Below are 3,684 nucleotides of genomic sequence, written 5' to 3' on the forward strand. Positions count from 1 at the left end.
ATCAGGGATCTGATCGAAAACCACCCGGTAAGCCTGCTCGAAATCTACCGCGGCACTTCGCAGCAACAGCCGTACGACCTGGGTCTGACCCGGCGCAATTTTCGCGAAAGGCGGACTGATCGCCAATTCCGAAGTCGGAGTGTAAGTGTCGTCGCTTTCGGTCTGTGTCCAGGCGTAGCTGCGGATCTGTATTAACGCCTCGCTATCCGAATGGTTGGTGAGCGCGAAGCTGGCAGAGCGCTGTTGTGGGGGTAGTTGTTGGCTGATGGGAACGATGGCCAATGCTTGAGCCAGTGCTTGCGGTGCAAGCACACACAACATAGCCAGTGTCCACGCGCGCAATACAGCGTTGTAATGTGCCATAACCAGCAAGCGCCAGGGTCAATAGTTGACCGTTACCGCAACGCTATCGGTGTACGTACCTACCGATCCATTCTGGCCAGCTACGATTTGACCATAGACGGGAATGGTCTGCACGGCGCCAATACCAGTGCCAGCCAAGGTATCAGTATCGACGGTATCACCCCATACGGTGGTGAAGGCGGCGTCTTGATAAAGACCGTAATTCAGCGTGGTGCCTGTAATAGAACCGCTTAGTACGCGGGTGGTTGTACTTGCACCCGTGCCCCCACCAGCACCTAAACCAATGGTGTAAGGCGCATCATTTGTACAGTTGACGGTAAGATCTGCCGAGCCTGAAACCGCGGTTCCGGAATAAGCCGAAAACGCCAGGGCTCCCGCCGAAACGGTACAGGCAGCGACCACTGAAGCACTGACGGCCATCGTCGAGGTTGCAGTCGCGGCAGACGCATTCAACGAAACAACCGCACTGGCAACCAGTAATGAAAGGACGACTGCATTAAGAGCATTTTTTCCGGACATGGTGTTTTCCTGAATGAATAGTGCGAGGACAAACAGGCCCCGAAACGAGACCTTAATTTAATCACTCCATACTAACTAGCTGACACTTTACCGCTTAAATCAATCGCCGCATTTTCGGACAATACTGCTGCAAAACTGGCCACTCGTGACCGAAATCAATAAAGCTGCACATACACAGATAGTAATAATAGACGACGAAAGAACAAATCAGCTGCACTATGTGTGAATCACTACAATACAGATACAAAGTAAACATCTTCCCATTTAACGCTGAAGCCCCTCAGGCTTAACGTTCGCGCGCCACCTGAAAGTGTCGGCCGCAATGCTCCTTACTTTAATGTTGACTACAACGGCATCTTGCAACTATATTTTGACGCTGTATTTTTGACGTCGCTTGACAGCTCTAGCACGCGACATCTACAGCTCAAGAAAAATTTGTGCGTCGGCTTCCCGACCAGAGAATCCATGTCCATCACTAATAACCGTGTCTTGTGATCGCGGTTTTCAATGATGGTTAACCCGCAAAAACATCAATGGAAAGTCCAAGGCCAATATGAAGTGCATATCAATATCGGAGCCTTTGTGTACAGTGCCTCGGACTCCAAACGGGATCGTAGCTGACGGGCCCACGATAAAACTTAACCATATTGTGATCCTGACCTACCCCGGAGCCTATTCGGAGGATGTTATGAAATTGCTGGAGACGTTATGTCTATTAAATACACGGGCGTTGGCCTTCCGGGGAAACAAAATCCTCTATGTCCCTCAAGTGTATTCACTTTCTGACCACGCGATAAATACGGTAGAAACATCTGCATCCACCCGGCAAACACAACGCACGGGGATCAACATGCTTGCTCGTACGACAGACACATTGATTATTACTGACGGGCGACCCGATGCTGTTGTCCAATTGCCGCAGACAACAATCGATTGGTTGCGCACCACCTGCCCTCGAGCAAGACAGGTCCTTGCATTGGGTGCAGGTGTCTTCTGGCTGGCCGCTACCGGCCTGCTTGATCGACGCAGAGTCACCACGAATTCAGCACTGGAATCGGCGCTCGTCAGCCGTTACCCGACATTGCAGGTGGAACCCCGGCAAGGCTTGCAGGTTGACGGCCACTTCTACACCGCCAGCGAACGGATCAAGTCCAGCGACATACTGATGCTTCTTCTTGCGGACCGAAAAAGCCCGAGCGAAACACGAGACGGCCTGGGGCGGGAAGCCAGCACTCCTTTACTGCACAAGGCGCTGGAGCGGCCCAACTCGGTAGCGGCGAGAATCTGCGCGTGGTGGCTTGCGCACATTGAAGACGACCTCAATATGGAGCGCTCGGCTCTGGCGCTGAACATGAGCGAACGCAATTTTCGTCGTCACTTCAAACTGGATACCGGCTACCCGCCTCACCTGTTCCTGTTGTTGCTGCGCCTGGAGCTGGCTCGCCAAGCGCTGCTGGATAGCGATCTACCCGTCGACAAAATCGCCCGTCGGGGTGGCTTGCTCGATGGTCAGCAACTGGCGCGTGTATTCCGCAAATATTTGGGCGCTTCACCTCTTGAGTATCGCCGCCGGACCCCACTGGGCTGGGCACCGAAATGTCATCAGGACTATGCCCGATTGTTCGATGCAAAGCAGACACCGCAATGGTTGATCGGGTTGCATAGCAGTAGCATGCGCCATCCATCCACCTCCCGCTGAATGAATTGGGTTCCACAGAGCAGCAATCATAGGTCACGGCTCGGTGCGGGATCAGACCTGTGCTGCATCTACCACTTCATCGGACTGTCTGTTCCATAACCGGTAATACTGACCGCGAAGACGCAGCAGTTGGTCATGGCTGCCATCTTCGATCACTCGTCCATTGTCGAACACCAGAATGCGATCCAAATGCGCCACCGTGGACAGGCGATGCGCGACCACCAATACCGTTTTGCCGGCCATTATTTCGTCGAGTTTGTCCTGGATGAAGCGCTCGGTGATCGAGTCGAGGCTTGACGTCGCCTCGTCCATCACCAAAATCGGTGCGTTCTTCAGCAGTACCCGAGCGATGGCGATACGTTGCCGTTGACCTCCAGACAACTTGACCCCGCGCTCCCCCACCAGCGATTCGTAGCCGTGCTCCATGCTATCGATAAACTCACTGGCGCCGGCCCTATGAATGGCTTCTGCCACCTCTTCAAGGGTCGCATCCAAACGACCGTAATGAATATTCTCGCGAATGCTTCGGTGGAACAGTCCTGGCTCTTGGGGGATCAGACCAATCTGCTGATGCAACGAATGTTGGGTCACTTCGCGCACATCGACCCCATCGACCAGGACCTGGCCCTTTTGCACGTCGTAGAGGCGCAACAGCAAATTGAGCAGTGTCGATTTGCCTGAACCTGAGGTACCCACCAACCCCACCGTTTGCCCTGCCGGAATTACGATATTGAGTCGATCAAAGATCGCAGGGCCCGAGCCATAGCTAAAGCCCACATCCCGAAATTCGATATCACCACGCTTGACCTTCAGCGTGATCGCCCTAGGTCGATCGATCACCTCGTGCGGACGAATCAACGTGCGCACACCGTTGGAAATATTACCGGTGGCTTCGAAAAGCTCCAGAAAGCGCCGTGACAGGTTGCCGACGTCACTGATGATCAACAGCGAAAGACTGGTCGACATCACGAACGCTGCGATGTCGATTTGATGGGTACGCCACAGGTACAAGGCCAACAGCAGCAGGCCGAGCTTGAGCATCACGCCACATCCAGTTTGAAACCAGCGGATTTTTTCCATGTAGCCGAGGGAGCTGTAGGCTG

General features: G+C 53.7%; 4 protein-coding genes. 1 reads left to right on the forward strand and 3 read right to left on the reverse strand.

Going from position 1 to position 3,684, the window contains the following annotated elements; translation table 11 throughout:
• A partial coding sequence (locus M0974_RS13050; protein WP_297837004.1) for a molecular chaperone occupies positions 1-363 on the reverse strand: 363 nt, incomplete at its 3' end.
• Positions 364-381: 18 nt separating this feature from the next.
• Complete coding sequence (locus M0974_RS13055) at positions 382-882, reverse strand: spore coat U domain-containing protein (protein WP_297837006.1); 501 nt, start codon at positions 880-882, stop codon at positions 382-384.
• 850 nt (positions 883-1,732) lie between these two features.
• On the opposite strand from M0974_RS13055, the gene M0974_RS13060 reads away from it, so the two are divergent.
• Positions 1,733-2,581 carry a helix-turn-helix domain-containing protein gene (locus tag M0974_RS13060; RefSeq protein WP_297837008.1) on the forward strand — a complete coding sequence of 283 codons (849 nt, stop codon included), beginning with the start codon at positions 1,733-1,735 and terminating at the stop codon, positions 2,579-2,581.
• 51 nt (positions 2,582-2,632) lie between these two features.
• On the opposite strand, the gene M0974_RS13065 is transcribed toward M0974_RS13060, so the two are convergent.
• The coding region (locus tag M0974_RS13065; protein ID WP_297837011.1) for an ABC transporter ATP-binding protein at positions 2,633-3,684 on the reverse strand (1,052 nt) is incomplete at its 5' end.

It is taken from the genome of Pseudomonas sp., assembly GCF_026224925.1.
Lineage (GTDB): Bacteria > Pseudomonadota > Gammaproteobacteria > Pseudomonadales > Pseudomonadaceae > Aquipseudomonas.